The 26,310-nt window shown below is 61.8% G+C and carries 19 protein-coding genes; 12 read left to right on the top strand and 7 right to left on the bottom strand.

Features of this window, described 5'->3' with window-relative positions; all coding sequences use genetic code 11:
- Positions 1–179: 179 nt before the first annotated feature.
- The 7 genes from FNU79_RS14300 to FNU79_RS14330 all read left to right on the top strand — a co-directional run bounded on the left by FNU79_RS14300 (position 180) and on the right by FNU79_RS14330 (position 8,914).
- Positions 180–1,112, top strand: a complete 933-nt coding sequence (locus tag FNU79_RS14300) for an ABC transporter permease (RefSeq protein WP_143721487.1) — start codon at positions 180–182, stop codon at positions 1,110–1,112.
- Entirely contained in the window at positions 1,105–1,971 is an 867-nt protein-coding gene (locus FNU79_RS14305) for an ABC transporter permease (protein WP_143721488.1), read from the top strand. Before FNU79_RS14300 ends, FNU79_RS14305 begins: the two co-directional genes overlap by 8 nt.
- Positions 1,972–1,991: 20 nt before the next feature.
- Positions 1,992–2,705: a DUF1028 domain-containing protein gene (locus tag FNU79_RS14310; protein WP_143721489.1), complete on the top strand. Its 714-nt coding sequence runs from the start codon at positions 1,992–1,994 to the stop codon at positions 2,703–2,705.
- A 70-nt stretch (positions 2,706–2,775) separates the two neighbouring features.
- Entirely contained in the window at positions 2,776–4,326 is a 1,551-nt protein-coding gene (locus tag FNU79_RS14315; protein ID WP_143721490.1) for an ABC transporter substrate-binding protein, read from the top strand.
- 264 nt (positions 4,327–4,590) lie between these two features.
- Positions 4,591–5,691 carry a M20 family metallopeptidase gene (locus FNU79_RS14320; protein ID WP_225430083.1) on the top strand — a complete coding sequence of 367 codons (1,101 nt, stop codon included), beginning with the start codon at positions 4,591–4,593 and terminating at the stop codon, positions 5,689–5,691.
- A 334-nt stretch (positions 5,692–6,025) separates the two neighbouring features.
- Entirely contained in the window at positions 6,026–7,759 is a 1,734-nt protein-coding gene (locus tag FNU79_RS14325) for an ABC transporter substrate-binding protein (RefSeq protein WP_143721492.1), read from the top strand.
- 324 nt (positions 7,760–8,083) lie between these two features.
- Complete coding sequence (locus FNU79_RS14330) at positions 8,084–8,914, top strand: SDR family NAD(P)-dependent oxidoreductase (protein WP_143721493.1); 831 nt, start codon at positions 8,084–8,086, stop codon at positions 8,912–8,914.
- 72 nt (positions 8,915–8,986) lie between these two features.
- Here the strand turns inward: FNU79_RS14330 and FNU79_RS14335 are convergent, their stop codons facing one another.
- Positions 8,987–10,003, bottom strand: coding sequence for an alpha/beta fold hydrolase (locus tag FNU79_RS14335; RefSeq protein WP_143721494.1), 1,017 nt, complete (start codon positions 10,001–10,003; stop codon positions 8,987–8,989).
- A 523-nt stretch (positions 10,004–10,526) separates the two neighbouring features.
- Between FNU79_RS14335 and FNU79_RS14340 the strand changes: the two genes are divergently transcribed.
- Positions 10,527–12,794: a sugar-binding protein gene (locus FNU79_RS14340; protein ID WP_143721495.1), complete on the top strand. Its 2,268-nt coding sequence runs from the start codon at positions 10,527–10,529 to the stop codon at positions 12,792–12,794.
- A gap of 296 nt (positions 12,795–13,090) precedes the next feature.
- Here FNU79_RS14340 and FNU79_RS14345 read toward each other — a convergent pair whose 3' ends face one another.
- The 4 genes from FNU79_RS14345 to FNU79_RS14360 all read right to left on the bottom strand — a co-directional run bounded on the left by FNU79_RS14345 (position 13,091) and on the right by FNU79_RS14360 (position 17,209).
- Complete coding sequence (locus FNU79_RS14345; protein WP_143721496.1) at positions 13,091–13,969, bottom strand: ABC transporter permease; 879 nt, start codon at positions 13,967–13,969, stop codon at positions 13,091–13,093.
- A 13-nt stretch (positions 13,970–13,982) separates the two neighbouring features.
- On the bottom strand, positions 13,983–14,927 hold the full coding sequence (locus FNU79_RS14350) for an ABC transporter permease (RefSeq protein WP_185974731.1): 945 nt from the start codon (positions 14,925–14,927) through the stop codon (positions 13,983–13,985).
- 88 nt (positions 14,928–15,015) lie between these two features.
- Complete coding sequence (locus tag FNU79_RS14355; protein WP_143721497.1) at positions 15,016–16,500, bottom strand: ABC transporter substrate-binding protein; 1,485 nt, start codon at positions 16,498–16,500, stop codon at positions 15,016–15,018.
- Entirely contained in the window at positions 16,493–17,209 is a 717-nt protein-coding gene (locus tag FNU79_RS14360; RefSeq protein ID WP_143721498.1) for a FadR/GntR family transcriptional regulator, read from the bottom strand. The genes FNU79_RS14355 and FNU79_RS14360 overlap by 8 nt, the downstream gene beginning before the upstream one ends.
- A gap of 625 nt (positions 17,210–17,834) precedes the next feature.
- On the opposite strand from FNU79_RS14360, the gene FNU79_RS14365 reads away from it, so the two are divergent.
- The 4 genes from FNU79_RS14365 to FNU79_RS14380 all read left to right on the top strand — a co-directional run bounded on the left by FNU79_RS14365 (position 17,835) and on the right by FNU79_RS14380 (position 24,047).
- Positions 17,835–19,508 carry a sensor histidine kinase gene (locus FNU79_RS14365; RefSeq protein ID WP_143721499.1) on the top strand — a complete coding sequence of 558 codons (1,674 nt, stop codon included), beginning with the start codon at positions 17,835–17,837 and terminating at the stop codon, positions 19,506–19,508.
- A gap of 151 nt (positions 19,509–19,659) precedes the next feature.
- Positions 19,660–21,441: an ATP-binding protein gene (locus FNU79_RS14370; protein ID WP_143721500.1), complete on the top strand. Its 1,782-nt coding sequence runs from the start codon at positions 19,660–19,662 to the stop codon at positions 21,439–21,441.
- A 281-nt stretch (positions 21,442–21,722) separates the two neighbouring features.
- Positions 21,723–22,766: a M42 family metallopeptidase gene (locus tag FNU79_RS14375; RefSeq protein WP_225430084.1), complete on the top strand. Its 1,044-nt coding sequence runs from the start codon at positions 21,723–21,725 to the stop codon at positions 22,764–22,766.
- A 117-nt stretch (positions 22,767–22,883) separates the two neighbouring features.
- The gene (locus FNU79_RS14380; protein ID WP_143721501.1) at positions 22,884–24,047 is read left to right on the top strand and encodes a GGDEF domain-containing protein; all 1,164 of its coding nucleotides are present in this window, start codon (positions 22,884–22,886) and stop codon (positions 24,045–24,047) included.
- A gap of 21 nt (positions 24,048–24,068) precedes the next feature.
- On the opposite strand, the gene FNU79_RS14385 is transcribed toward FNU79_RS14380, so the two are convergent.
- Complete coding sequence (locus FNU79_RS14385; protein WP_225430085.1) at positions 24,069–26,030, bottom strand: M14 family metallopeptidase; 1,962 nt, start codon at positions 26,028–26,030, stop codon at positions 24,069–24,071.
- Positions 26,031–26,104: 74 nt separating this feature from the next.
- The gene (locus FNU79_RS14390; protein ID WP_143721502.1) at positions 26,105–26,305 is read right to left on the bottom strand and encodes a hypothetical protein; all 201 of its coding nucleotides are present in this window, start codon (positions 26,303–26,305) and stop codon (positions 26,105–26,107) included.
- Positions 26,306–26,310: the final 5 nt, after the last annotated feature.

A 26,310-nucleotide genomic window follows, 5' to 3' on the forward strand; every position in this document is an offset into this window, starting at 1 on the left:
TTCATCTGCCGCATAGGGTCAAGCGTTACAGACGCTGCTCTACTCGGCCCGGAGCACCGATTGACAGATCAAGCTGGCTGGTGCATTCTATTCATTGTTCCACATACAGAATAGTTTCATTCACCATCTCGTGGGCCAGACGCCCAGAGGAGACCGCTTTGCTTGCTTTACTCCGCTCTGTGATGATGTTCCTGTTTGTGCTCTGGGGGGTGTCGCTCACAGTATTTCTGGCCCTGCACTTGGCTCCGGGCAACCCGGCGCAGTTGCTGCTGGGCTCGTTCGCCACGCCTGAGGCGCTGAGCCGTCTCACGCTGGAACTGGGACTGGACCAACCCCTGCCGGTGCAGTACGGCCACTGGCTGGCCCGCGTCTTTCAGGGCGATTTGGGAACTTCGATCATGCTCAAAGCTCCAGTCACGACCATCCTGGCCGAGCGGCTGCACAACTCGGTGGTGCTGGCGCTTCCGGCTTTTATCTTGGCGACGGTGCTGGGTATTTTGGCGGGCCTACTGAGCGGAATGTACCGGCGAGGGTGGGTGGACCATACCGCCAACACGGTGATGTTCGTGGGCCTGGCGATGCCGGTGTTCTGGCTGGGTCTGGTGCTGATTTTGGTGTTCGGTTTGTCGTTGGGCTGGCTTCCCACCAGCGGGATGTCGTCACCGGGAGCCGAGCCGAACCTGAGTGACATAACCCGGCACTTGATCTTGCCAGTACTGACGCTGGCGCTGGCTCCTGCCGCCGTCATCGCTCAGATCACGCGCTCGACGCTGCTCGAAGAGATCAAGCAAGATTATGTCCGGACCGGGGTGGCTAAAGGCTTATCGGCCAACCGGGCGGTGGTCAGGCATGCGCTGCGTAACACCTGGATTCCGGTCATCACGACGCTGGGGCTCGAAATGAACTATGTCATCGGCGGTTCGGTGCTGGTGGAGAATGTCTTTAACTGGCCGGGCATCGGACAGCTGCTGGTGCAGTCGGCCATCAGCCGAGACTACCCGGTGGTGCTGGGAGCCAGTTTGATCCTGGCCGCCATTTTCGTGGTCGTTAACTTTCTGGTGGAAGCGTCATACGGCCTGGTCGATCCACGCCAGCGGGGTCAAAATGTCTGACGCGGCTTCCAATGCGGCGCTCACCGCCCAACCCCGCTCACCCCGGCGGCTTCTGAAGCTCAACGGCTACCTGATGATCGGCGGAGCGCTGATGCTGATCCTGGTCCTGCTCGCCCTGCTGGCTCCCCTGCTCAGCCGGGTCGACCCCAACATGATCAATCCGGCTTTGGCACTCAGGCCGCTCGGCTCACCGGATCACCCTCTGGGAACAGACAATCTGGGCCGCGACCTGCTCAGCCGCCTGCTCTACGGCGGACGCATCAGCCTCCTCAGCAGCTTCACGGCGGCGCTGATCTCAACGGCAATCAGCGCCACGGTCGGCCTCACCGCCGCTTTTTTCGGACGCTGGATCGACATGATTGCCCTGCGCGTAACCGATATCCTGATGGGCTTTCCCTTCATCCTGCTCGCCATCTTGCTGGTGGCGGCGCTCGGCCCATCGACCTTCAATGCCCTGCTGGCCGTCGCCATTGCCAATCTGCCGTTCACCCTGCGGTTGGTGCGCAGCGAGGCGATCCGGGTGCGCGAGCGCGAGTTCATCACCGCTGCCAAGGCGCTGGGCGCGGGCAACAGCCGGATCATCTGGATGCACATGCTACCCAACGTGCTGAGCGTGCTGATCTCCACGTTCTTCCTGACGGCAGGCTGGATGCTGGGACAGACTTCGGCGCTCAGCTTTCTGGGACTGGGCACCCAGCCGCCCACCGCCGACTGGGGCAGCATGCTGGCAGAATCTCAGAACTACATGTCGTCCATGCCGCAGATTGCCATGTTGCCGGGGCTGATGATCGTGCTGGCCTCAGTGGGCATGAACTTCTTCGGTGTGGGTCTACGGGCCGCCGCCCTGCGCGAAAAGTAAACGGCTCAAGGAGGCTGCAGATGGTCAAGCTCGCCACGTTTTCGATCACCGCTCACTGTCCCGACACCGGGCACCTCGGCGTCGCTGTATCGACCGCCATTCCGGGCGTCGGGATGCTCTGTCCGTTCGTACGCTCGGGTGTGGGCGCAGTCGCCACACAGTCCTTTGTGAATCCTTATCTGGGACTGTGGGGCCTGGAGTTGCTGGCGCAGGGAAAGAGTGCCGAGGAAACGCTCGCCGCCCTCAAAGCGCTGGACGGGGGCATAGAGCTGCGCCAGCTCGGCGTGGTCGACCGGCACGGTGGGTCAGCGGCCTTCTCAGGCAGCGCCTGTGATGGGTGGTACGGCGAGTTGACCGGGCCGCACTACGCCATCGCCGGCAACATGCTGGTCGGCTCGGAGACGCTGGAGGCCATGCAGCACAGTTTCCTCGCCAGCAGCGGAAATCCGCTTGTTGAGCGCCTGATTTTGGCCCTAGAAGCGGGGCAAGCGGCAGGCGGCGACAAGCGCGGCAAGGTTTCTGCCGCCGTCAAGGTTCACGCTGGCGAGGATTACCCTTGGCTCGACCTGCGGGTCGACGAACACAGCGCTCCGGTGGCCGAACTCCGGCGCGTCTATGAGGTTGCCAAAGTCAGTCTCGTTCCGCTCCTCGACATGATGCCCACCAAAGCCCAGCCGCTGGGCACCTTCGATATGCAGGCCGCCCGTGCAAGCGGTTTGCTGCAAGACCAGTAGTTCCCTGCAAGACCAGTAGTTCCCTGCCCTCTCCCTTTCCCTACTCTCAGTAACCTTTGGAGGCCCGATTATGAAACGAATGCTGACCCTGTTCTTGTTGTCCGCTGCCATCAGCCCCGTTGCCCACGCCCAAGCCGTCAAGCAGATCGTGATCGGCTACGAAGCCGACGCCACCTCGCTCGATCCCGCGCAGGTGACCGACATCAACAGCATGCAGGTGCTGACCCAGATGTACGAGCCGCTGGTCATGATCGGCAAAACTGGCGGTATCCAGCCGAGTCTGGCTTCCAAGTGGACACTCTCCGCCGACCGCCTCACCTACACCTTTACCCTGCGGCCTGGCCTCAAGTTCTCCAGCGGCGATCCCTTAGACGCCGACGCTGTGGCGTTTACTTTCATGCGGCAGCTCGACAAAGCCAACCCCGGCAATAAATTCGGGCCGTTTCCCTTTGCCGAGTTTTACTACGGCTCGCTCAAGACTGTCAAAAAAGTCAATGCCACGACGGTGCAGTTCGTCATGAACAAGCCGGACGCGGCCTTTCTGGCGGCGCTGACGGTGCCCACCAGCTTCATCGTCAACCCGAAGGTGGCGCTGAAATTGGGCAAGACCTTTGCCCTGCAAGGCTCGGGCAGTGGGCCGTACGGCTACGAAAGCTGGAGCCGGGGCGGACAACTGATCCTGAAGAAAAACACCTACTTTAAGGGAGCAACCCCCGGCGCAGACCGCTTGGTGTGGCTGCCCATCGTGCAGACCGGCCAGCGGGCCACGTCGCTTCAATCCGGCACAGTGGACTTGGTGATCAATCCAGCCCCTGAAAATCTGGCTTCCCTGAAAACGGCGGGCTTCAACGTCGCCACCGGCGCGGGGCCGCACATCTGGTGGATTGGGATGAACCTCAACAAAGCCCCGTTCAACAACAAGCTGGTGCGTCAGGCCATGAGCTACGCGATCGACCGTCCTGGTATGATCAAGGGCATCTTGTATGACACCGGCGTGATGGCGACCCAGCCGCTGGCCTCGATGCAGGCGGGCTACAACACCGACCTCAAGCCCTACACCTACGACACTGCCAAAGCCAAAGCGCTGCTGACCCAGGCCGGTTTCCCCAACGGCTTTACTGCCACCATGCTCGTCCCCACCTCGGGTTCGGGGATGCAGAGCCCGGTGGCAATGGGAACCGCCATTCAGGCTTACCTCAGCCAGATCGGGATCAAGATCAATATTCAGCAGCTCGACTGGGGCACTTACCTCTCCAAGATCGGAGCGGGAGCCGACAAGTCTGGGCTGGAAATGTGGCAGATGTCTTGGATGAACGTGGCTGTCGATCCCGCTTTCGTGCTCGATCCGCTGCTCTCCAGCAGCTCGTTTCCGCCGGGCTTCAATACCGGCTTTTACAAAAGCGCCGCTGCCGACAGCTTGATGACCAGAGCGCGGGCCGAGGCAGATCCCAAGAAGCGCGGCGGCCTTTACCAGCAGGCCGAAGCCGTCATCGTGGACGACGCGCCCTGGCTGTTTGTCGACCATGCTAAACAGGTGGTCGCCTACAACAAAAACCTCAAAGGCTTCGCGCTTGATCCTATTGCTCCGTTCTTGTTGAAGCTGGGAACCGTCAGCAAATAGTCGCCTGAACGGCTTGCCCTGACTTTATGGGAGGCCGCTGGAGGGCAGGACTTTTCTCCTCTTGCGGCACTCTTTACCAGAACCGGGGTTGTCTGGATAGCCAAGCGTCCTTCTACAACGAGGGCGAACGTGAGCACAGTAGATTTGGGGGCGAGATATGCACACTGACGCTGTGTCAGTTCAGGTGTACCCCAAACCCAAGCTTCATGAGTCACCCTCAAGTCGCCAACCGCACAAAGAGCTGAGGAGAATATGGAAATGGAAATGACTGCCGCCAATTTTTTACGCGATCTCATTCGCATCGAAGCGCTATCCGGCCAGGAGCAGGCCCTGTGTGACCGTGTGATAGCAGAGTGGCAACACCTCGGCTTCGATCAAGCGTACCGCGACGACATCGGCAACGCGGTCGGGATGGTCAAGGGTCAGGAACCCGGCCCGGCTTGGCTGCTGCTGACCCACCTGGATCACGTCCATGCGGGCGACCCGGCGCAGTGGCAGCACCCACCCTACGAAGCGGTGCTGGAAAACGGCAGCGTGCACGGCCGGGGCGCGGTCGATATCAAGGGGCCGCTCGCCGCCCAGACCTACGCGCTGGCGCAGCTTCTCGGGCGCGGTGAGCGGCCCCTGAACGATGTGTGGATCACCGCCCCGGTGCAGGAGGAGACCGGAGGGCTGGGAGCAGCGCACTTTGTCACGCATCCGCCGGCACAGATGGGCGCGGTTATTGTCGGGGAGCCGTCAAACAACCAACTGATGTTGGGCCACCGGGGTGTGGCGCGGCTCAAGGTGCGTTTTACCGGACGCGCCCACCACGCCAGTCTCGCGCTCAACGACGAAAATCCGATTTTTGCGCTGGCTGAGTTTCTGAAAAGGGTTCAAGCCAAGCAGTTCGCCGATTATCCGGTGACTGGCCCCTCGTCGCTGAGCGCGACCCAGATCTTTACCGACTCGGGCAGTGACAATTTGACGCCCAATACCGTCGACGTCATGCTGAGCTGGCGCTATAACGAGAGCGACGCCGAGAACCGCGCCACCCTGGCTGAGCTGCTCGCCGGGCTGCCAGCCGAAGGCCACCTGGAAGAAGTTTGGACGCCCGCGAATACGCCCGGTTTCGCCACCTCGCCGGAGCATCCGTTGGCCCAGAAGGTGGGGCGCTACGCTAAGCGCTTTCACGCGGAGCCGGGCGTGTGGAAGTTTGCCACAGATGGCCGCTACACCGCCCGCGAGGGCTGGCCGACGGTCGGCTGGGGGCCGGGAGATCAGTGGTTGGCCCACACCACACAGGAAGCCATCTTGGTAGAAGACTTGGACGCGTACAGCGAGGCGCTCTCAGCACTGCTGCTGAACGAACGCGCCAGTTCATAAAATTTTACCGCCGATCAGGTGAAGTGAACCCAGAATACAGGGCTGGTGCTAGGGGCACTGAGGTGCCGGATATTGGCTCTCATCCTGAATCAACAGATGACCACTGGCGCATCTGTCACGGTGAAATTGTGGAGTGGGAGTGTTTGGATCAGTGCTGGAGAGCCATTCTTGATCTGTCATACGGGGCGATACCAATGGTGCTGAAACACACGCCAATGCCGTCTAGAACGTGCTCAGGCCAGTCGGGAAGGGCGCTGTAAAGGGGTGCCGACACCACTACGCCGCAGCAATCTGCCGAATCATGGATAATAGACCTGCTTTTAGGAGGTCTTTCATGGTGTACCGGACTGCGGCTCTTTCCCTTTCCTTGGCCCTTCTTCCTTCCTTTGCGCTGGCCGCCACGCCCAAAGACACGCTGGTGATCCAGCAGGCCGCCGGGATCAGCACCCTCGATCCGAGCGCCACCTACGACACCTTCAGCTCTCAGATCGTCGAGAACATCTACGAAACGCTCTGGACTTACAAGGGCGGCAGCTTGACCGCGATGACGCCGCTGCTGGCTTCCAGCTTGCCGACCTTTACCAACGGGGGCAAGACGCTGGCGGTCAGTCTGCGCTCAGGCGTCAAGTTTCAGAGCGGCAACGCCATGAGCTGCGCCGACGCCGAGTACACCTACCGCCGCGACTTGGTGACCAACGCGCCGGAATCGGCCAACTGGTTTATCAGCGACGCGCTGCTGGGCAGCACCAAAAATGCTCAGGACAACAAGAGCATCACGTGGGCCAAAATTGCCGCCGCCGTCAAGTGCAATGCCCAAAATCAACTCGTCTTCACCTTAGCCAAAGTCGATCCCGCTTTCATGGCGAAAATGACGTTTTCCGGCATGGGCGTGATCGATAAGCAGTGGGCCATCAAGCAGGGCGAATGGGACGGCAGCGAGAAGACCTGGCAAGCCTGGGTCGGCAAAGACCTCAGCGGCAGTCCGCTCAGCGTGAAACCCAGCGGCACGGGCGCTTACAGCTTGGTCAAGTCGGATGCCAGCGGCGTGTTTTTGCAGGCCTTCCCCGGATACTGGGGAGCCAAGCCCGCCATCAAGAACGTCGTGATGCAAAAAGTCGGTGAGCTGGCGGTGCGTCAGCAGGCTTTCCTGAACGGCGACGCCGATTTGATCGAAGCGGGCACCCGCGCCAACGTCGAAGCCCAGCTCAAGGGCAAGCCCGGCGTGGTGGTGCTCGACAATTTGCCCACCACCTCCGCACAGGCCCTGTTCATGAACAACAACATCAAGCCCTCGGCGGCGCTGGGCAGCGGCAAGCTCGACGGCAAAGGCATTCCGGCGAATTTTTTCTCGGACATCGATGTCAGGCGGGCCTTTGCGCTCTCGTTTGATGACAGCCGCTTTATCAAAGACGTGCAAAGCGGCAAAGGCTCGCCCAGAACCATGCTGCTGCCCGACACGTTCCCCGGTTATTCGGCGCAGACCAAAACCTACCCGTTTGACCCAGCCGCCGCTAAAGCCTCCTTCCAAAAAGCGTGGGGCGGTGAAGTCTGGAAAAACGGTTTTGTGATCAATGCCAAATACCGCACCGGCCACACCCTGGGACAAACGGCGCTGGAACTGCTCAAACAAAACGTGGAGGCCATCAATCCGAAGTTCCGCATCAACATTGGTGTGGAGCCCTGGTCGGAGCAGTCGGTCAAGTTTCAAAACGGCGAGGAAGTCATGCTGCCGATGGGCTGGGGCGCGGATTACGCCGACCCCGACAACTTCATGTACACTTTTTATTCCAGCAAAGGCTATTTCTACTCCTCCAACAACTGGAAAGACGCCCAAGTCGATCAGTGGCTCGACCAAGCCCGCGCCACCACCGACGCGGCGCAGCGCAATAAGCTCTACAAGCAGGTGGCTGACCGGGCCTACCAGCAAAGCGTGTTCGTGGTGCTCCCCGCCGATTTGAATATCCGGCCTATCCGCAGCGACCTTCAGGGCGTTTCGGCGGCCAATTACAACCCGATGCGGAGCTTTTCATTCACCGGGACGTACCTGCGCGAGCTGAGCAAGAAATAAGCTCGTCTGTGTCAGGAGTAGTGGGCCGTCACGGTCAAAGGCTTGACGCAAGCTGCTCCTGACCACTGCACAGCGTTCAAATTCCCCCGGCCCGCTGAGAACAGTGCCTGCCGGGGTCGCCAAGTCTGTGGTATGGATTTCTCTTTTTCCCTGTCCTTGTCTGCATCCACGCAAAACCAAATTGCCCTCAGTAAAACGGGCCGGTGATTTTTGACACACGAAAATCTACTGGCCCGTTGTCGTTTTTTGAAGGCGTTCGAGCCCAGCGTTTGGGTGAGTGGAGCGGCAATGCGGGTTGGGGCGAAAAATGAATTACAGTGCAGTATGTCGCCTCAACTTTCTACGGACGCACCCGGCACCTCGGCTCCCGACCAACTGACCGGGCGAGTGGTTCTCGTGACTGGCGCGGCCAGCGGTATCGGACGGGCGATTGCCCTCGCGGCGGCGCAGGCAGGCGCGAGGGTGGTCGTGTCCGACCTTCAGCCGGAAGGCGAGCAGACGGCTCAGGCCATCGTGGACGCGGGCGGCGAAGCTTTCTTCGTGCCCTGCGACGTGGCTGACGCGCAGGCCGTGGAGCATCTGGTGGCAGAAACCGTAAATCACTTTGGGCAGCTCGACGTGCTGGTCAACAACGCCGGAATCTCGGGCGGCGCTCAGTTGGCCCATCAGCTTGGGGTAGACGCTTGGGACCGGGTGATCGCGGTCAATCTGCGCGGGCCTTTTTTGTGTGCCCGGGCCGCCCTACCGCACCTGATCGCTGCACGTGGAGCCATCGTCAACATCGCCTCGACCTACGGCCTGATCGGCGCACCGCTCGCTGCCGCCTACTGCGCTTCGAAAGGTGGACTGATCAACTTGACCCGGCAACTGGCGGTTGATTACGGCCCCCAGCAGGTGCGCGTCAACGCCGTCTGCCCGGGTTACATCGACACCGACATGGGCGGCGGGCGTGCCCGGCTCAGCCCCGCAGAGCAAGCGGCAGCCCAGACTCGGCGCGAAGCCAACGCCGCCCGGCAACCGCTGGGCCGTCAGGCTCAGGCCGTCGAGGTGGCGCGGGTGGTGGTGTTCTTAGCGTCCGGAGCGGCTTCGTTCATGACCGGCTCGGTGGTCACCGTGGACGGCGGCTGCACTGCCACCTTCAATCACGGTTCCTAGAGCATTCGTCAAAAACAAGCTCTGCTTTGACTGAGCGGGCAGGCCCGGTAGGTGGGGTCCTGCCTAAATCTTCTAGCGAGAGAGCCAGTCGCGAACCGCCGATTTCACGAAGGCCAGCTCAGCGGGCAGACCCGACGGACTACCCGCCCGGTGGCCCCAGATGCTGGGAATGGGACGCAGTTCGCCCGCCTTAAGGTACGGCAACTCGGCGGCATTGTCGGCCACCCGGAAATACAAATCTGTTTCGCTGGGGAGCAGCAGCACTTTGGCGTCAATGGCCGACAGCGCCGCTGCCAGATCACCGCCGTAGCGCGGGTCGGCGCTGATGTCTCCGTACGTCCAGGTCATGGCCTGAGCATAGAGGTTGGCCGCCTCACACGCCCCGAAGCCCGCTTCCCAGTCGGTTTTCAGGTAAGTTTCCAAGTCGGGTGCGCCCAGCACCGAAGAAAACAGCTCTGCGCGGTAGAAATCCTGACTCAGTCCCCAGGCGGCGTAAATATGTCCGAAGGCCTTCAATGCCGCTCTCGGTGGGGCCGAGAACTGGCCGCGTCCCTGATATTCCGGCGCGGCTTCCAGGGTTCGCAGCAGGCCAGACAAAAAGACCTTGTTGTGAATGGCCGTGCGGGCGCTGCCGCAGACGACAATGGCCCGCTGCACCAGTTCAGGAAAAATCGCGGCCCAGTGGTAGGCCTGCATCGCGCCCATCGAAAAGCCGTAGACGGCGGCCACCTGTTCGGTGCCGAACACTTCCCGCAGCAGCCGCATCTGGGCCAGCACGTTGTCGCGCACCGTGACCAGTTCAGGGTAATCCGGTGTATTGGCCGCGCCCGAAGACAACCCGTTGGAGAACATGTCGGGGATGACGATGAAATACTGCTCCGGGTCGAGAATCCCGTCCGGGCCGATCAGCCAGTTCTGGCTGCTGTGGGTGGCGGTGTAGCTGCACGGATAGACGATCAAGTTGTCTTTGGCTGCGTTGAGGGTGCCGTGGGTCTGCCAGGTGAGCTGGGCGTCACGGATCACGCCGCCGCGCTCAACCTCCAGATCACCCAATGAGAAGACGCCTTCTTGAACGGGCCAGGAGCTCATGCGCAACCGCCGGATTCGGGTCTGTGCTGGAGAGTAAAGTTCATGTGATTTAGCTTATTCCTTTGGCAGCGCTGAAATGCCCGCTTCGGCTTTACGTCCGCTTTTATTTAGAATTGGTTGAGTGGAGGCCCATTTGCTCTCTTGCAGGTCATCCGGCTAAACTGATCTGGACTCAACCACATGCTGCCTTTTGACTGGGAATCAACGCTGAACTAGGCCGTTTACTCAGCCGCCCGCTCGAAGGCCCACTGCTTTTTTCTGACGCCCGCCTTTGGCAGTGTGCTCAGCGGCCTAACCCTGAGTGTTTCCTAGCTAGAGTTGAGCAGTGGTGAAAGTCAAAACCCTGAACTTCAGGGTCACGGGCTCATGGTCTAGACCCGTGCCGATAACTCTTTGCCGTTATTACAGCGCCCCGAACGCGCTGCCGATCACGCGGGTCAATCCTCAGTCAGGCACCTCAACTCTGGCCGATCTGAACAAGTTCAAGGCGCGATCACGCCCCTCGCCTCCAAGGAGATCCGTTATGAAAAAACGTTGTTGGCCCGCTTTGATGCTTTCGCTCTTCACCTGCGCCGCCGGTGCACAGACTGCCGCCACTCCCGCTGCGCCCAGTCCCATGTACAGCGGCCCCGGTTCCTACGGTGGCACGGTCAGCGGAACGGATCTGATGGACGTAGACCTGATGTTCATCGGCGCTCACCCCGACGACGACGGCGGCGTGGGCGGCATTCTGGCCCGCTACCTGCTGGACGGCGGCTACAAGGGCACGGTGGTGACCCTGACCGGCGGTGAGGGCGGCGGCAACGCCACAGGCCGCGAAACGGGCCGCGCCCTGGGCCTGATCCGTGAAGAAGAGGAGCGCCGCTCGCTGGCGATGCTGGGCGTCAATAGCCCACACTTTCTGGGCCTGCGCGACTTTTACTTCACGCTGTCGGCTGAAGAAACGCTTGCCAAATGGGGCGGCCCGGCTTTCGTGTGCGACGTGGTGCGGCTGGTGCGGCTGCGCCGTCCTGAAGTCATCGTGACCATGTGGCCCGGCCCCGGCACCCACGGCCAGCACCAGATGGCCGCCCGCGCCGCCACGTTGGCCTATGCCACGGCGGGCGATCCGGCGACTTGCCCCGAGCAGCTCAAGGAGGGCCTGCAACCCTTCACGCCCCTCAAGCTCTACTACTACCCCAACAGCGCCGCCGACACGACCGTTTCTATTCCGACCGACGACGTTTCGCGCACCGCCCGTATCCGCTACGCCGATCTCAAGAACATTGCCCAGTACAACTACCGCACGCAGGGCTGGGACACCTTTTCCACGCTGCCCGCCAAGACGGCTAACCCCGAAACGTTCATGCTGGTGGCTTCACGCGTCGCCACGCCTGCTCAGGAAACCTCCCTGCTGACCGGAGCGCTCACTCCCAGCGGCTCCTCGCCCGCCGGCGTTCGGCTGGAAGTGCAGCCCGCCGCCTACGACATCGGTGCAGGGCAGGCCGCTCCGGTGACCGTCAAGCTGATCAATACCACCAACAAGCCCATGACCGGCGTGACGCTGGCCCTGAGCGCCCCAATGGGCTGGGCCGTTTCGGCAGCCCCGGCGGCCAAAGACCTCCAACCCGGCGAAGCGGCCAGTGCCACCTTTCAGGTCACCGCGCCCTCAGGAGCCGCCGCCGAGCGCAGCACCTTGACCGGCAGCTACCGCGCCGCGCAGGACGGTCAGGCCATCACGGGCCGTGCGGGCAACTTCGTGCGCCCGCTGCCCGCCGTTGTTGCCACCTTCGCGCCCACCTTTGATGTGGCCGCCTATCAGGACTTTGCGCGGCGGGTCGGCACCGACTGGGTGATCGGCTCGCTGCCGACCCGCTTGGCGTTGGCGCTGGGCCAAAAATCCCCGGTGGGCGTCACCGTCACCAATCGCAGCAACGCCGCCGTGAGCGGCAAAATAGACCTCAAACTGCCTGCCGGAATCACGCTCTCGGGAGACACCAGCTATCAGCTGGCCGCCGGACAGAGCAAGACGCTGGCCCTCCAAATGGAAGCCACGTCCGCCGCTTTGCCTGCCGGACGCCAGAGTGCCCTGCTTCCTGTCAGCCTAGATACTGGCTCGTTTGCCGACACCGCCAACGCTTACGTGCTGCCCACCCTGACCATTCCGCGCCTGAGCAAAGCGCCCATTATTGACGGTGATTTGAGCGATATGCAGGCTGGAGCAGACGGACAGATCGGCCCGGATGATCTGTGGTGGAAGGCCAAGCCCGACAATGCGGCGGACGCCAGCGCCAAATTCAAGCTCGGCTACGACGACACCTACCTGTACGTAGGGATGAACGTCAAAGACGACGTGGTGTCTTGCAACATCGCCCCCGACGACATCAAAGCCCAGCTTCGCTCGGACGCCATCGGCGTGACGGTGGACCCTAGCGGTAACAGCCGGGACACTGGCACCACCATGCAGGCCGCCGCTTTTCCCTGCACCACCGCCGGATTCGGTGCACGCGGCTTCCGCGACGCCGACGCCAACCAGGGCGTGATGGAAGAGACGGCTCCCGGTATGCAGGTGGCCTCCAAAAAAGTGGACGGCGGCTACACCATCGAATTCCGTCTGCCTTGGGCCGCCATGCCCAAAGTGCCCAAGCCTGGCGACACCATCGGCCTCAACCTGGTGATGTACGACGGCGATCAGGCCGACGCCCGCGTGGGTGCAAACATCAGCCAGAGCGGACTGGCGTGGGCGGCGTTCTCGTGGGGCGGCAAGCAGGCGCTGCCCTACCTGTGGCCGCGTGTGACGCTAGGCCAATAAGCTCAGCCTTCCCTTCAGACTGAGCGTCGCCGGAATGTTTGTGGCCTGTCCGCGCCGAAACTGAGTTTCAAAGGCCGACAGGCTTGCAAACCCCACGCTGTGGGCCAGGCAATTTAGTCAAGCATTCCAATCAAAGCGGCCACTCGTTTTCACGGGTGGCCGCTTTGATTTGTTGGTTGCTCAAGTGCTTTGGAGTAAGCCGAGAGGGGCGTGCTGATAGGAAAGTAATTCTTAGGCGGTTTGTCCGTTAACGCCCAGACCCGCTCGGCAAAGGACAGCCCCGATGAAATAGGGCGTCAGGATTTTTGGCTGCGTGGATCGAGCGCTTCACGCAGGCCGTCACCAATCAGGTTGAAGGCCAGCACCGCCAGAAAAATAGCGATACCGGGAAACAAAGCCATCCACGGCGCGTCGGTGAGGTAGCCGCGTGCAGCGTTGAGCATAGAGCCCCAACTCGGCGCAGGCGGCTGAATGCCGAGGCCCAAAAAGGACAAGCTGGCTTCGGCCAAAATGGCGTTGGCAATCGCCAGCGAGGTCTGCACGATCAGCGCTCCGCTGATGTTGGGCAGCAGGTGGCGGGTGATCAGGCGGCCGTCGCCGGCTCCCAGCGCCTGCGCGGCCTGTACATAATCGCGCTCGCGCTGTGACAGCACCTCGCCGCGCGTGATGCGGGCAAAGGCGGGCGCGGTCACGATGGCAATGGCGATCATGGTGTTTTGCAAACTGGGGCCGAGAATGGCCGCCAGCGCAATCGCCAGCACCAAGAACGGAAGAGAGAGCAGCGCGTCCACGAAGCGCATCAGCACGTCGTCCAGCCAGCCGCCGATGTAGCCGGCGATCAGGCCGATGCTCGCGCCGAAAACCAGTGCCAAAGACACCGAGATCAGCCCGGCGCTCAGCGACACCCGCGCTCCGTAGACCACCCGCGAGAAGATGTCGCGCCCCAACTCGTCGGCTCCGAACGGATGCACGCTGTTGGGAGCGGCCCGCAGATCAGAGAAAAAAATCTGAGCGGGGTCGAAGGGAGCCACCTGTGGAGCCAGCAGCGCCGCCACCGCGAAAACCAGCAGCACGAACAATCCGATCACGGCCAGCTTGTTTTTAAGGAAACGCCGCAGTGGAGCGGGCAGACGGCGCTTGATCGGAGGCGGCGTCTTGGAAAGCGTTGTGGTCATCGTCTTGTCTCCATCAATGGTACCGAATGCGCGGATCTACCGCCGCGTAACCCAAATCCACCAGAAAACTCACCAGAAACACGGCCACCGCTGAAACCAGCACCACGCCCTGAATCACCGGCAAATCGCGGGTAAACACGGCGTCAATCAGCAGTCGTCCGAAGCCGGGAATGCTAAAAATCTGCTCGGTGATGACCGCTCCGCCCAGCAGCCCGCCCAGTTGCAGGCCAAAAGCCGTCAGGTAAGGAATCAGCGCGTTTTTGAGGGCGTGCTTGGAAGTGACCTGCCGCTCCGTGAGGCCTTTGGCATGGGCGGTTCGCACGTAGTCTTGCGTCAGCGTTTCGCTTAAGCTGGAGCGCAGATAGCGCGTCAGAACCGCTGCCGAGCCGAGGCCCAGCGTGACGGCGGGCAAGAGCAGCAGCAGCAGATTGCGCTGCGGATTTTCCAGCAAGCTGGTGTAACCGCTCGCCGGAATCCAGGCCAGCCGGATGCTGAACAAGTAAATCAGCAAAATGCCCAAAAAGAAATTGGGCAAACTGATGCCCGACAGCGCCAGCAGCGTCAGCAGCCGGTCAATCCAGGTGTTGCGCCGCACCGCGCTGAGAATTCCGGCGGGCAGCGAAATCAGCAGCGAGATCAGCATGGCAAACAGCGAGAGTTCCAGCGTGACCGGCAGTTTCTGGGCGATCAGGTGGCTGACGCTGCTGTTGTCGGTCAGGCTGGTGCCGAGGTCGAGCCGCAAAGCGCCGGTGAGCCAGCTGAAATACTGCTGCGGCAAGGAGCGGTCTAGCCCCAGCGAGCGGCGCAGTTCATTGAGCGCCTGCGGCGTGGCCTCCTGTCCGAGAATCAGCCGGGCCGGATCGCCGGGCAGCAGCTTGACCATCGCAAAGACGATCAGGGTGACGATCAGCAAAGTGGGAATGGCCGACAGCAGGCGGCGCAGCGCAAAAGCAATCACTTGACCTCCTTGGTTGGGAATGCTGCTTCAGGACTGAAAAAAAGGGCGGGAAATGTGCTCGGCCCGCCCTTTTTGAGACTGAGTCTCCTTACTTCAGTTCCACGTCTTTAAAGCGTAGAATCCCGTCTGGAATGGGCTTGAGGCCGCTTAGACCCTTGACGCTCGCCACCTGATTGCCTTGAAAGTAGACCCAAGTGTAGGGCGTGTCGTTGATGATGGTGCTCAGCGCGACGTTGTAGGTGGCGATGCGGGCCGACATGGCATTTTGGGCGCGGGCTTTGGCCAGCAAACCGTCGACGGTCTTGTTGCTGTATCCGGCTTGGTTGTTGCTGCCGCCCGTTACGAAGAAGTCGTAAATGTTGCCGTCAGGGTCGGGTCGCCCGCTCCAGCCCAGCATCAGGGCGTCGTAATCCTTCTTGTCGGCGCGGTCGAGCAGCGTGCCGAATTCGACCTGCTCAATCTTGGCGGTGATGCCGGCCTGCGCGAACATAGCCTGATAGACCTGCGCCAGTTGGGTGGTCACACTGCCGGGCACCGTCAGGAGCGTAAAGGTCAGAGGCTTGCCGCCCAATTTGCTTTTGGCCAGCGCGATGTTGGGCTTCTGAACCGTAATGGCCGAGGACGCGGCGGACGTGCCGGGTGGGAATGGCCCGGCGGCGGGCGTGACCGTGCCGTAGAAGATGCTCTTGGCAATCGCCTCGCGGTCGATGGTGGCCGCCACCGCCTGCCGGAAATTCTTGTTGTTGAACGGAGCGCGGGTCACGTTGAACCAGACGCCCTGATAGCCGATGCCGGGGTAGTTCATCACGCTGAATTTGGCGTTTTGTTCCAGCTTGGTGATGTCTTTGGGGTCAATTGGCGTCACAGTCTGCACCGCGCCTGAAAGCAAATTGGCGTACCGCACGTCGCCGTCGGGGAAGGGGCGGTAGATCAGCTTGTCGATCTTGGGTGCGCCGTCCCAGTAATTTTTGTTGGCGCTGAGGGTGATGTTGTCCTGGCGCACCCGGCTGACGAAGACAAAGGGGCCGCTGCCCACAGGGTTGTTTTGGAAATCGGCTCCCTCCTTCTTGGCCGCTGTAGGCGAGACGATCATGCCGGCGCGGTCGGTGAGCACCGCCAGCAGCGGCCCATACGGCTGCGAGAGGACGATTTGAACCGTCTGCGGGTCAATGACCTTGACTTCTTTGACGCTGGAAAGCTCATTCTTGCGTACGCTGCCTTCCAGCGTCCGGTTGCGGTCTATGCCGTATTTGACGGCGGCAGCGTCCAGTACAGTACCGTCGGTGAATTTCACGCCGCTTTTCAGCTTGAAGGTGTAAAGCAGGCCGCCGTTGGTGACTTTCCACGACGTTGCCAGCGCCGGAATCACCTTGAGATTCACGTCTAAATCCACCAGCTTGTCAAAAATCTGGTTCATCACTTGCCGGTCAACCAGTGCGCTGGACAGCGCCGGGTCGAGGCGCGGCGGATCGGCGTCTAAGCCCACGGTAAGGGTGACCGCCGAGGCCGAGTTGATTAGGGCCGCGCAGGAAAGGCTGAGGCCGAGCAAAACCAGTGGCTTGAGTTTAGGCATGAGTAGAACCTCCAGTAGATGAATAGGCGTCGGGGGCGGTGCGAATGACGCTGTCCAGGTGAGTGGACATGGTGAGGCGGGCCCGTTCGGGCGAGCGGGCGGCGATGGCTTCAAAGATGTCGCGGTGCTGCTGCACGGTCAGGCCGGGCTGGGTTCCCACCAGCAGGCGCTCGCGCAGATGAAGCAGCAGGTGCTGCAAGGTGTTCAGCGCCGCCACCACCACGCTGTTGCCCGACGCCTGGGCAATCAGGGCGTGAAAGACCAAGTCCTCCGCGCCCAGTGGCTGCTGGGACTGCTTGGCCGTCTCCTGACGCTCCAAGCAGTCGTTGATGGCTGCAATCTGCGCGGCGCTGGCATGGAGCGCGGCGAGGGCGGCCACCTCCGGCTCGATCATCTGCCGGAACGCCAGCAGATCGCGGGCCTGCGGCGGCAGGCGGGTCAGCAGGCCCTGAAACGGCAAGCACAATGTGGCCGCGTCGGGCTGCTGCACGAAAGTGCCCTCGCCTTGCCGCACGCCAATATGGCCCAGCACTTCCAAACGCGCCAGAGCGTCGCGCAAACTGGCCCGCGAAACGCCGAGTTGCCCAGCCAGCACCCGCTCCGGCGGCAATTTCTGGCCGGGCAGCATCTCACAGCGCACAATCAGCGCGAGCAGTTCATCAGCTACGCTTTGAGGGATTTTTTGTCGTTTGACCGGGTAGACCGTCACGGACACCTCCACGGAGACTTGCTTATCAAAGGCGGAGCGGGCAGGGGAGAGCGGCGCAGCGACACAAATGAAACACCAAACAAGCACGTGCAGCAAAAGCAAAATTGAGTGGCCGGATGGTCTGACCACTGAACTTATCGAGAACTGTATACAAAGCGGTGCCGTTTACAGCGAAGTTGTCTAGTCTGCACCTGACGCGCCGCGCTCAGCCGTGCTGTATGCTGCCCGCCCGTTTCATTCGTCTTTTTGTGTATGGCCAAACGCCCGCTCAGGGCGGCTGACAATCAGCGTGGTTCAAGCATTCAGGTACTGATTTGTGAGCGCCATCCTGGCCAGCGCTCCCCGGCCTTTCAGGCGAGTAATGAAACGAACCTCCACCCCGCACCTGCCCGGCGGGGTTTTGCCCCAATGGTTTCCCCGACCCAGTTGCTTATTGGCGAGTCACAGGCCGACGCGAATTTAGCCTTTCGCAGAAGATCGGCAGGTTGACGCAAACGAGCGTTTCTACACCATGAGGCCGCTTGCCTGACCTATCCTGAAGCATGGTCAATGCTCCTTACACTGGGCGACGTTCGAAGTCGCCCGCTCTCACCGGCTTGCCGGACGCTGCGGCCTTTGCTGGCTTATGACGGCCCCACGCCCTGACCAAGAGAATCAGTTGGAGATGAGTCAGCTTCAAAACATCGTCGACGTCAGCACCGACTGCATTAAAGTGCTTGATCTCGACGCCCATCTGCTATCGATGAATACTGGCGGGATGGCCACCATGGAGATCGGCGACTTCAGTCTTTGCCAGCACCAACGCTGGCCGAGCTTCTGGGAAGGAGAAGCCCGCCTTCAGGTCGAACGCGCCCTCGAAGCGGCCAGAGCGGGAGAAGCCTCAGTCTTCGAGGGGCCGGCCCAGACGTTTGCGGGGACGCCCAAGTGGTGGGAAGTCCGGATCTCACCGATTCGGGATCAAGGCGGCACCATCACCAAGTTGCTGGCGATCTCGCGCGACATTACCGACCGCAAGACAGCCGAATTCCGGCTCCAGGAAAGTGAAGCGCGTCTGCGGGCTCAGGCCGAGATGCTCAGTCTTCAGGCCAGCCAAAACGAACAGGCCCTGTTTGCCTTCGTGCGCTTCACGACGAAGGTGGCGAGCAGCACGGATTCTGAGCTGCTCGCCACCGCCGCGTCAGACGTGATAAGAGAGGTGATCGGCGGTGCCATGAGCGGGTTTTACTTGATCCAGGGAGATACCGCCCATCCGCTGATGTTCTCGAGCAACACCCCGCCGGAAGTTCAGGCGCTCCGGCGGCCCGGGTTATCCGTCCAGTATCCCCTGATTCAGCAAGCGCTGGAACAACGCCGGGCCGCTTTTGCCGAGCACGACCAAGCCCGTCAGCAGTCGGTGGGCTACGCCAGTGCTCTGAGCGTCACCCCGTACTTCCGGCAGGGCCAGCCGTATGCCCTGTTCGCCACCGGGATTGACCGCTCCAGCTGGTCAGCGCGGGAACGGGCCATCATCGAGTCTGTCGGCAACGGCCTGGGCCTGGCGCTGGAACGCGCTGGGCAGGCCCGGCAACTGACCGCCCAGCGTGACATGCTTCAGGCGGCCAATGAAGAACTCGAAGCCTTTGCCTATTCGGTCTCGCACGACCTGCGTACCCCGGTGCGCCACATCGTCAGCTTCGGGGCGCTGCTGCGCCGTTCCCTGCCCGAGCAGCTGGACGCCAAGACCCAGCGGTATTTCAACGTGGTGGAAACGGCCGCCGTTACCCTCAATCAGTTGATCGACGGCATGCTCGACCTCTCGCGCACCTCACGTCAGCCGCTCGAGGCCGGGCAGGTTGATCTGAGCCGCCTGCTCAGCGCGGCGCGTCAGGAGATCGGGGCCGCCGAACCCTCACGCCAGATCACTTGGCAGGTCGCCAAGTTACCGGTGGTCACGGGCGACGCCGCCTTGCTGCGCCGGGTGATGAGCGCCCTGCTAAGCAACGCCGTGAAGTACACCCGGCCACGTGAGGCAGCGGTGATCGAAGTGTGGGCCGAGGACCGTGAGCAGACCTGGGCCGTGTTCGTGCGCGACAACGGCGTGGGTTTTGATCCGCGCTACAAAGACAAGCTGTTTACCGTTTTCCAGCGCCTGCACCGTCAAGAAGACTTCGAGGGTGCAGGGGTGAGTCTCGCCAATGCCCGGCGGATCATGGCCCGGCACGGGGGAGTGATGACCGCCGATGGTCAGGTCGGGAAGGGTGCGACCTTCGGCTTCATCCTGCCAAAAGCGGCCAGCGATTGGGCTGAGCCGGCCCATTGACGTGGTCGCCGCCTCTACTCAGGTGGGCCAAGCGGCGTAAGGATTGGCCGCGCTGCTGAGCAACTTTGGACGGTGCCGCGCCGCGCCTGAAACCTGGGATTGAACATAGCCCCAGTGAGCGGCGCTGCAAAGCGCTTACACTGCATCAGCTATGAACGATACAGAGACCCCCTTTAATGCTGCTGCGGATCAAGCGGCGCAGCTGATCACCCACCTTCAGGGTGTGACGCAGGCGCTGGCCGCCGTCCGCCAGCAGGGTGAGGTCTTTGGCATCATCTTGAACGACGCGCTGGAAGCCCTCCAGGGCATCGCCGGGACCGTCTTGCTGGTGCAGGGCAACCGGCTGTACGTCGCGGCCCGGCGGGGTCACGATGACGCCAGCGTCTGGCAGGACAGCGTTCTGAGTGACTCGCGCCCTGGCCCGGATGTCCTGCGTTCCAACACCCCGCTCTTCTTCAGCGGCAGCGGCGATCTGGTCAGCGCCTATCCCCAGCTCGAAGTGCACAGCGGCGGCGTGGCGGCGGTGGCCAGCGCGGTGTTGCCGATGGTCGAAGATGGCCAGCCGCTGGGCGTGATCGTGCTGGACTTCCGCGAGCCGCACGACTTCACCACCGATGAGGAGCGCTTCCTCCTGACGCTGGCCGGGCAGTGCGCTCTGGCGCTCGACCGGGTGCGGCTTTCAGGCAACTTAGAGCGCCAAGTGCAAGACCGCACCGCCGAACTCGAAGCCTTTGTGCGCTTCACTGAACTGGCCGACGGCGAGACGGACGTGCTGGCCCTGGCCGGGCACGCCGAAGAGGTGCTGAGCCTTCTTTTCCCCGGCTGCACCAACGGCTACTACGCTCTAGAAGATGGGGCCTGGAAACTCAAGGTCTACAGCCGCGATCTGGAAGCTGACCCAGACCTGCTGGCCTCGCTCAAGGCTGGGCTGCCGCTGGATACGCCGGTATTCGCTCAGTCGGCGCGAACTGGCGGCCCAGTGTTTGTTGAAGGCTGGAACCCTGAGAAAGAGCAGATTGCCCAGACCGAGGCGTACCAGAGTGTCGGCACCTATCCGTTGTCGGTCGGCGGCAGCATCCAAGCGGTCTTCGTGCTGGGCCGCAGAGACACCCCACACTGGACGGCCCACCAGCAAGCGGTGTTTCATTCGGTGGGCCGCAGTCTCAAGCTGGCCCTCGAGCGTACCGAGCAGACCCGGCAGCTGAAGATGCAGCGCGACATGCTTCAGGCGTCCAACGAGGAACTCGAAGCCTTTACCTACTCGGTCTCGCACGATCTGCGCACTCCGGTGCGGCACATCATCGCCTTTGGCGGCCTGCTGCGCCGCTCACTGCCGGGGCCGCTGAGCGAGAAGGCCGAGCGCTACTTTGGCGTCGTCGAAGCTGCTGCCGTCCATCTTAACCAGCTGATTGACGGCATTTTGGAGATCTCGCGCACTTCCCGGCAACCTCTCAGGGTGGGGAAGGTCGATCTGGGCCGGTTGGTGGAGATGGTCCACAAAGAGCTGAGCGCGGCTGCCCCTGACCGTGAGATCAGCTGGAAAGTCGCCGAGCTGCCGACGGTGACGGGCGACGCTGATCTGCTGCGGCGGGTGGTGATGGCCCTGCTGAGCAACGCGGTGAAGTACACCCGTACCCGTGAGCAAGCCGTCATCGAGATCTGGGCTGAGGAGCAGCCGCAGAGTTGGACGGTGCTGGTGCGCGACAACGGGATAGGCTTCGGGCCGCAGTATCAGGGCAAACTGTTCACGATGTTCCAGCGCCTGCACCCTCAGGAGGAGTATGAGGGAGCGGGGGTAGATCTGGCCAATGCCCGGCGGATCGTGACCCGGCACGGCGGTACGGTGATGGCACAGGGCCGTCCTGGCGTAGGGGCCACCTTCGGCTTCACCTTGCCCAAAGCCGCCGTCCAGCGTGAGAAGGCTGCTCTCTAGGGCGGTCTCCCCTTGCGCTCAGGAGTCTCGTCTTACGCGGGCACGCTGACTTTTTAAGAAAGAAGCCATCAGAAACAAGCGTTCCAGACGTGATGAGATGTTGCAGCAGGCCAAGTGAAAGCAGCACAGCTCTGCCGCTCAGGCTGAAGCGGTGGCAAAGCCAAATAGCGTGGCCGAAGACCGCCAGAAAAAACTGGTGGCCGCTGGATTGCTGAGCACTCAGCCCACTTTTGCCTGCTCCCAACACCTTGCCGCAGCCCTGATCAGGTTACACTGGCGGGGTGAAACTCGATCTGGATCAACTGCTGACACTCTCCAACCTCAATGGCGTGCCCGGACGCGAGGACGCCGTGCGGGAGTATGTCCAACAGCAACTCGGCGGCCTGGTAGATGATTTGCGCGTCGACGCTTTGGGCAATCTGATTGCCTTCCGCGCGGGCCGGGACGCGCCCAGTGGCAAAGCCAAAGAGCGGGTGATGCTCAGTGCCCACATGGACGAGATCGGCTTTCTGGTGCGTTACATCGACGAGCGGGGCTTTTTACGGGTGCAGGCGCTGGGCGGCTTCGATCCGCGCAACCTGTTTGCCCGCAATGTGACGGTGCAGACGCGCGGCGAGGCGTTGCCCGGCGTTCTGACCCCGGGAGGCCGCCCTATCCATATCTCCAACCCCGAAGACCGCAGCAAGGTGCCGGAACTGCGGGCCTTTTTTGTGGATCTGGGTCTGGACGCGGAGGCGGTGCGCCAGCAGGTGCGGGTCGGGGATATGGTCACGCTCGACCAGCAGGCGCGGCGGATGGGTCAATTGGTGGTGGGCAAGGCGATGGACGACCGCGCCAGCGTTTTCATGCAGCTCGAAGTGCTGCGCCAGTTGACCGGCCCGCCACGTCACGACCTCTACGCGGTGTTCAGCACCCAAGAAGAAGTCGGGCTGCGCGGCGCAGTCACCGCCGCTTACAGCGTGCAGCCGAGCATAGGCATCGGGCTGGACGTGACGCTGGCCGTCGATACGCCAGGCGTTGAGGCGGACGAGGCGGTGACCCGGATGGGAGAAGGCATCGGCATCAAGGTCTACGACAGCAGCATGATCAGCACCCGCTGGCTGGTTGACGAGTTCGTAGACTTGGCTGAGCAAGAAGGCGTCGCGTACCAGTTGGAGGTGCTCTCGCAGGGCGGCACCGACGGCGCGGCCATTCAGGGCAGCCGCTCAGGAGTGCCTACGCTGACGCTGAGCCTACCGACCCGTTACATCCACAGCGTCACCGAAGCGGTGCATGTCAGCGATCTGGAAGCGGGCGTCGCCTTGCTGCTGGCTTACCTGAAGTAAATGAGCGCGGTTTCGCCGCAATGCGCTGTCCAACAGCTCTCTGATATGCGGCCTGCCGAACTGATAGGGGGCGGGTAGAACCTCCAGCGACTTGCGATCATAATCATAAGCAGTTTGATGCTGCCGACTGACTCCACCCGTACCCTCGCTGCCCGGAGCGCAGCCACTTCGTCTACTTCTGACGGGTTGGCTCCGGACCGTTTGCGTCGGCGCGTTTATTTGGGAGCGACAGCGCTGGGCATCGGCGTTTTGATAGGAAGCTGGATCATCAACATCCAGGCACCGCGTCCGGATCTCTACATTTCAATCGGGCATCCTCTTTTGCTGTTGCAATGTCTGTGGGTCATGGTCTGGCTGCTTCAGGGCCGCGCTCTGAACGTCGCTGAACGGGTGGTCTTGATCGTCAATTCCCTGTCCATCCTCGTGCAAATGCTGCTGGCTCTCGTCGCCCAAGACAGCCAGTTGATCGGCCTCACCAGCGCGGCGTACTGGATGCTGGTGGCCGTTTCAATTTTGACTTTTCTGCTGTTCAACAACCGCCAAGCGCTCCTGATCTGCGGCGGAATGTATACATTGGCGGTCGCCTTGCCGTGGAGCATTCTGCTGCTTCGGGGCGCTCAGCTTGAAACTTACGGCGACCTGGGCAGGGTTCAGTTGACTTGCGGCGCTGTTCTGGTGTTGTTGTCGCTGCTGGCGTGGTACAAAGAGCGCTTTGCGGCCGAACAAGGGCAGCGCTATTTACTCGAACGGTTGGCCTACACCGATCCGTTGACGCAGCTTCCCAACCGTCACGCGCTCTACCTTGAGATTGACCGTTTACTCACTGAAAGCGGTGAGGGCCATCACGGCTGTTTGATTTTGCTCGATATCGATCACTTTAAGCGTGTCAACGACACCTTCGGTCACACCATCGGCGATCAGGTACTCACTGAAATTGCTTCTCGTCTGCGGCGCGAGGTGGGGGCGCAGGGTTGCGTGGGGCGCTGGGGTGGTGAAGAGTTTCTGATCACTCTGCCTAGAGTTTCGCAGGACGAGGGCTGCGTATTGGCAGAGCGGTTACGCAACGCTATAGCGTTACCACTGCTTACGGAGGCCGGTGTGGTGACGGCCAGTTTTGGGATCACGCCTTGCTTTGCCGGAGACGATTTGCAACGTCTGACCGCCCGCGCCGACCGCGCCCTTTATGCTGCCAAAGAGTCAGGACGTAACCGGGTGGTCGTCGTGGCCGCTGATCTGGAAGATCAAGCCTCACCAGCGCTGACCGAATTCTCCTTATCGTGATGTGCAGCCGTGTTGCCTTACTCAGGCTGGTGGGGGAGCCTGAGTAAGGCAACACAACCGGTGGTACTCAATCGCCGCCTCACACACTGCTTGGTGAGCGCGGACGAACATGGCAAAGCGCTGGCCGTAGATGGTCTCGTCGGGCGCTTCTGTAATCACAGTGAGAGGGCAGAGCGCCTCAGGATACTCGGCCAGTAAAAACGGCAACCCCCGAATCAGTTCGTAATGTGGTGGGCCGCTGTGCGCGGCTCCTGTCCGGCAGGCGCGGGTGGTGTGTGCCACCACGTCATCCAGGGTCGTCAGGCGCGTAGCGATAGCGTCGGCTAATCGGTGGGCGCTCTTCTGATGCCCCGAGTGATACCGGATGATGGTCAGGAAACCGGCGGGCAGCGCCCAAGACTCGAATCCAAAAGGAGCGTAACCGCTGTAAGGTCGCACCCACTCGTGCGCGGGGTAGCCGTGCAGGTTGAGGTGGAGCGACGCGCCGATCTCTCCAGCGGCCCAGGCCCGTGCACGGGCTTCCCAGCGGGGATCGCCGTTTCTGAGTCTGAATTCCAGATCGTCGCCCAGCGAGGTGTAGCGGGCGGCGTGGTGCATATGCTCAGGGTTAAGCTGGGTCAGCGCCCGGTGCAGGTGGGCACCGTCTGGATTTTCCAAGGGCAGCACGGCAAAGGGCAGCGGGTTGGCCGCCAGCGTGCCGATGAGCTGCGCGGCGGCAACCGGGCCGGTGGTCTCGTTGGCGTGCTGGCCGCTGGTAAGCAGCACCCCGCGTGCCAGAAATTCCGGCTGATCTGCTGTGCTGCGCCGCAAAACGGTTGGCACAGGCCGCCCATCTACGCTGTAGGCTGGGATGGCCCACTCCAGGCCAAACTGCTCGGCCTGCTGACGCGCGTAAGCCCAAATATGTGCCGGTTTCCAGGGCCGGTCTGTGGAGAGAGCGCCAACGTCTATTGCAGCAAGTTTGGGCAGGGCGGGCGCAGTCTCGGCGGTGAACTCTGGAGGAAATGAAGACTCGCCCCAAGGCGTCAGCGTCACGCGCACCCAGCCATTTTGACCGGGCGTGCTGGTTGCCACGGGCGCGATCCGGCCCGGTATCAGCGAGCGGTCGCTGACCGGAGTGCCGGCCCGCTGCTTGAGGGCGTCCAGCGTCCCGAAGTAAATCTCCTCGGTCAGCGCTTCGGTCATGCTGACGCGTTCATCCAGTACGTCCAGTGCAAAGTCTGGCTCGGAGAGGTGCAGGTTGACCGATAGATTCTTGAAGATCGGCAAACCGGGCCGCTCACCGGCCAAGTTCAGGACATGAGGCAGTACCACCTCGCCGTACCAATCCCAGAACAGTTCCCCATCGGTGGGCAGGCGCTCATCGTGTAAAGTCTCTGCTTGGCTTTTTACGGTCAACCAACCGGTCGGGCCAAAGACCTCACGTCCGTCGGGTGAAGTGCGGTGGTGGAGGGGCACAGCGCAGGCTCCGTGCCAGAGTACGGTTTCCCCCCGGTAAAGAACCGCTTCATACTGCGTTGCCGAGCCGCCAGCTTTAAGCTCTGCCCGCACGCCCTCGCGCTCCAGCAGGGCAGCCAGCGGGTAGAGTTCTTGTAAGAAACGTCCCTGAGTCGCTGGCGCAATGACCGGATAAGTCACGCTGAGTCGGTCAGCTTGGTGACGCCTCCAGAGCGGCTGAATCTCCTCGGCCGCCCAGAAGTAGCCGGTTTTGTAAGCGCTCCGGACATGAACCGCCGCGCTCTGCCCACGTTCTCGGAACTTTTGAAGAATGGTGTTTTTTAGCCCAGCACGGACTTCCGGCGATTCGGACACATAGGCGTGGACAATCAGCGGGCCGCCAGTGATCGGCAGATCGTCAAGCCGCCCGAGGAGGCGCTTCCCTTCCCACTGAAACTGCGCTTCCCAGATGGTGCGGGCTGGGCCGAGCCGGGTGGTGTCCTGACGGGGCGGTTGGTGCTTGGTGGGTAAGCGAGTAGGGGTCATCAGGGTCTTCCTTAGTGAGTAAGGGACTTCCTTGTAGGTCAAGGCGGTCGCGCGGAGCCAATCCTCAAAGCAGATTAAAGCCCAGCCGCTCGGAGCTTGGCCAACAACTCCGGCAGCATGGACAATGAGAGCGGGTCAGTTGCGCCGCTGATCTGGCCCAGTTGTGAACCGAACTTCAGCTCCCGGTTCCCTACCATCAACCGCAGCAGCTTACCGCCCGACCCTTTACGTTTGCCTATTTTGATGCAGCCAATCAAGCCTTCAAACAAACGCATCTCTC

Origin of the sequence: Deinococcus detaillensis (assembly GCF_007280555.1) — a bacterium.
In the GTDB taxonomy this organism is placed as follows: Bacteria; Deinococcota; Deinococci; order Deinococcales; family Deinococcaceae; genus Deinococcus; species Deinococcus detaillensis.